The sequence below is a fragment of the Flavobacterium sp. genome (genome assembly GCF_017985075.1).
GTDB lineage: Bacteria > Bacteroidota > Bacteroidia > Flavobacteriales > Flavobacteriaceae > Flavobacterium.
This window is the reverse complement of record NZ_JAGNYF010000102.1, coordinates 1-3,787: the sequence shown is the minus strand read 5'-3', so window position 1 is coordinate 3,787 and position 3,787 is coordinate 1. Positions and strand designations below refer to the sequence as shown.

Below are 3,787 nucleotides of genomic sequence, written 5' to 3'. Positions count from 1 at the left end.
CCTTTTCCTAGTTCGATAATGTATTCGTAACGCTCCATCCAATCATCAAACATAGAGAATTCGGAAACAATTTCGTTTTGTATTTCTTTTATATTCATTGTTATTTTTCGGCTAGTTTCGTAATTTTAGTAACTAATTTTTCTATTTCTGCAGGTGGAAAACCATGGTCGAAACCATTAGCTGGATATTTAACGCCTTTTGATTCGAAAATAATATTAGCAAATGCTGCCCCGTCGTAATATCTTTTTTCTGTTGGCCACTTCAAATCTTTTACTTTTGCTAAATCTACAGCTTTTACTAAAGTTGAAATTTCTGACCATTCTTCTTCAGATAGAACTAATTTATCTGAATACTCTTTACTATTTCTATCTTTATAGATATAAATTACTTTATTTTCCACTTTTAAAGATAAAAAATAACCTCTGGTACTTGCCTCATAATAAATTGTAGGCACAGTTTCTACAACGACACTTTTGGTTTCGCTACAAGCAAAATGAAGTAGCGTCGCGGTAAATAGTATTAAAAATCTTTTCATTTTTATGGTTTTAGTTACGATAACATCATTTTAGCTTTTTTAACAGCGGCTACAAATATATCAATTTCTTCTTTGGTATTGTAAAAGGCAAAACTGGCTCTTAACGTTCCTGGTATTTTGAAAAAATCCATAATTGGTTGCGCACAATGATGACCTGTTCGTACCGCTATTCCTAATTTATCTATAATCGTGCCAATATCATACGGATGAATATTTTCTATATTAAATGAAATTACCGAAGCTTTTTTAGTTAAATCTGAAGGGCCGTAAATGGTTACGCCTTCAATTTCATTTAACTTTTGTGTGCCATAAACTAATAATTCGTGTTCGTGTTTGGCTATGTTGTCAAAACCAACCTCATTCATATAATCAATAGCCGCTCCAAAAGCAATTCCACCGCATATATTTGGCGTTCCTGCTTCAAATTTATGAGGTAAATCTGCATAAGTTGTTTTTTCGAAAGTCACGGTAGCAATCATTTCTCCGCCGCCTTTGTAGGGTGGCAATTTGCGTAACCATTCTTCTTTGCCATAAAGCATTCCAACACCTGTTGGACCACACATTTTATGAGCAGAAGTTACATAAAAATCAACATCTAAAGCTTGAACATCAGGTTGTAAATGCGGGCAAGATTGTGCGCCGTCAATTAAAACTGCTGCCCCAACGGAATGTGCTTTTTTAATGATTTCTTCAATTGGATTTAGTGTTCCTAAAGCGTTTGAAATATGATTGCAACAAACTAATTTGGTTTTATTAGAAAGTAACTTCTCGAATTCCGACATAATTAACTCGCCGTGAACATCCATTGGAATCACTTTTAATACCGCGCCCGTTTTTTCGCACAACATTTGCCAAGGCACAATATTACTATGATGTTCTAATGCCGAAATAATAATTTCATCGTTTTTTTCTACTAAAGAGGCAAAACCATTAGCAACTAAATTAATACTTTCGGTTGTCCCTGAAGTAAAAATGATTTCGTACGGATGTTTCGCATTAAAATGCTTTTGGATTTTAAATCGTGCTTGTTCGTAGGCATCCGTAGCCAATTGACTCAAAGTATGGACACCTCGGTGAATATTTGCATTATAATTGGAATAATAATCTACAATACTATCAATTACAACTTGAGGTTTTTGCGAAGTTGCTCCATTATCAAAATACACTAAAGGTTTTCCGTTAACGCTTTGTGACAATATGGGAAACTGCGCTCTTATTTTCTGAACATCGAACATATCAAAACTATTTGAGGCAAATTTACGATATGATTATTTAAAATAGGAATAAATAAGAATTAAAATAACAGAAAATTATGTTTTGTTTTTAGTTAAAACATCTTTTGTTGAATACAATTAAAATTCCAAAACCAGTAGAAATGGCTACATCGGCTACGTTGAAAATAGCGTTGAAAAAGGTAAAAGGTCTTCCACCAATAAACGGCACCCACTCAGGCATTGGAATGTCTTTAATTATTGGAAAATAAAACATATCTACTACATTACCATACAAAAGCTTTCCATAAGGTGCGTTAGAAAAAATGGTAGCAATTTGAGCGCCACTGTCGTTAAAAATCACTCCATAAAAAATTGAATCGATTAAATTACCAAGAGCTCCAGCAATTATTAAACAAATAGCGAAAATTAAATATTTAGATTGCTTTTTATTAATAGAATCCCACAGCCACCATATAATAATTGGTGAAACAATCATTCTAAATAATGTTAAAAGTAATTTACCATAATCACCTGGGAGTTCCATTCCCCATGCCATGCCCTCATTCTCTACAAATAAAATCTTAAACCATGCGTTTTCATCTTTACCAAAAACATCAATATGATCATCTAAAAGAAAATGTGTTTTTACATATACTTTAGAGATTTGGTCTATTAGTATAATTAGAAAAATAAAAATATAAGCTTTTTTGATTGACATTTTAATAATTTAATAATTTATGCAAAAGTAACAATTTTAACGAATAAAAAACGCCCCAAAAGGAGCGTTTCTATTTTTATTAACGTTTTTTAACGCTGTAAATTTTTTGCTTCAATGCTCATTGTGGCGTGAGGTACAATTTTTAAGCGCTCTTTGTTAATTAATTGCCCAGTCACTTTGCATATCCCATAGGTTTTATTTTCAATACGAACCAATGCGTTTTTTAAATCACGAATGAATTTTTCTTGACGAATAGCCAATTGCGAATTCGCTTCTTTACTCATCGTTTCACTTCCTTCTTCAAATGCTTTGAATGTTGGAGAAGTATCTTCCGTTCCGTTATTAGAATCGTTTAAATACGCACTTTTAATTAATTCTAAGTCGTTTTTAGCTTTGTCTAACTTTGAATTAATTAATTCCTTGAATTCTTGTAATTCTGCATCTGAGAATCTTATTTGTTGATCTATCATAATTGACATTTTTTAAAAATTTATTATTTCAATCAAATAGCCCCAAAAGGTTATATTATTTTGAAATTAATAGTGTTGTTTTTAACTCATCAAACTCAATTTCCGTACCATTCTTTATTTCTGATACAAAAATTAGTTCATTTGTTAGTGTTTCTGATTTGATGTACGATTCATTTGCGAGTACTGCCTGTTCAATACTATCATTTTTTAGTATTTGAACTTTAATTTTATCTGTAACTTCAAAACCAGAATCTTTACGAATATTTTGAATTCTGTTGACTAACTCTCTTGCTATTCCTTCCTTACGTAATTCTTCAGAAATTGTAATATCTAAAGCTACTGTAATTCCGTTTGAATTGGCCACTAACCAACCCGGAATATCTTGAGAAGAAATCTCCACATCTTCGACTGTTAAAGTAATACTTTTTCCAGAACTGGTAATTGTCAATTCACCTGCTTTGTCTAACTCATTAATTTGCTCTTGTGAAAAAGACTGTATCTCTTTGGCAATCAAGCCCATATCTTTACCAAAACGAGGTCCTAATGCTTTAAAATTCGGTTTAATTTGTTTAATTAAAACGCCTGACGCATCTTCTAACAACTCGATTTCTTTTACATTAACTTCTGCCTTAATCAGGTCTTCAATAGCTAAAATTTCAGCTTTAAAAGTAGCGTCAAGCACTGGAATCATTACCCTTTGTAACGGCTGACGTACTTTTATCATTTCTTTCTTACGAAGTGATAAAACCAACGAAGAAATCGTTTGTGCTTTCTGCATTCTACTTTCTAATGATTTATCAACAAAGTTTTCAACCGAAACTGGGAAAACAGATAAGTGTATACTTTCAAA

The 3,787-nt window shown here is 32.1% G+C and carries 5 protein-coding genes and 1 pseudogene; all 6 read right to left on the bottom strand.

Annotated features, from left to right (window positions below; translation table 11 throughout):
• Window positions 1-98: pseudogene (locus tag KA468_RS10885) on the bottom strand (SufE family protein); the annotation flags it as partial.
• A gap of 2 nt (window positions 99-100) precedes the next feature.
• Window positions 101-535: a hypothetical protein gene (locus KA468_RS10880; RefSeq protein WP_291242954.1), complete on the bottom strand. Its 435-nt coding sequence runs from the start codon at window positions 533-535 to the stop codon at window positions 101-103.
• A gap of 14 nt (window positions 536-549) precedes the next feature.
• Window positions 550-1,770: a cysteine desulfurase gene (locus tag KA468_RS10875; RefSeq protein ID WP_291242953.1), complete on the bottom strand. Its 1,221-nt coding sequence runs from the start codon at window positions 1,768-1,770 to the stop codon at window positions 550-552.
• An 88-nt stretch (window positions 1,771-1,858) separates the two neighbouring features.
• Complete coding sequence (locus tag KA468_RS10870; RefSeq protein WP_291242952.1) at window positions 1,859-2,467, bottom strand: lipoprotein signal peptidase; 609 nt, start codon at window positions 2,465-2,467, stop codon at window positions 1,859-1,861.
• Window positions 2,468-2,556: 89 nt separating this feature from the next.
• Window positions 2,557-2,937, bottom strand: coding sequence for a TraR/DksA C4-type zinc finger protein (locus KA468_RS10865; RefSeq protein WP_291242951.1), 381 nt, complete (start codon window positions 2,935-2,937; stop codon window positions 2,557-2,559).
• A gap of 55 nt (window positions 2,938-2,992) precedes the next feature.
• On the bottom strand, window positions 2,993-3,787 hold a 795-nt coding region (locus KA468_RS10860; protein ID WP_291242950.1), incomplete at its 5' end, for a DUF5915 domain-containing protein.

What these genes read in the sequence shown, in the direction of transcription:
- KA468_RS10880 (WP_291242954.1), bottom strand. Translation starts at nt 535, where the DNA reads ATGAAAAGATTTTTAATACTATTTACCGCGACGCTACTTCATTTTGCT.
- KA468_RS10875 (WP_291242953.1), bottom strand. Translation starts at nt 1,770, where the DNA reads ATGTTCGATGTTCAGAAAATAAGAGCGCAGTTTCCCATATTGTCACAA.
- KA468_RS10870 (WP_291242952.1), bottom strand. Translation starts at nt 2,467, where the DNA reads ATGTCAATCAAAAAAGCTTATATTTTTATTTTTCTAATTATACTAATA.
- KA468_RS10865 (WP_291242951.1), bottom strand. Translation starts at nt 2,937, where the DNA reads ATGATAGATCAACAAATAAGATTCTCAGATGCAGAATTACAAGAATTC.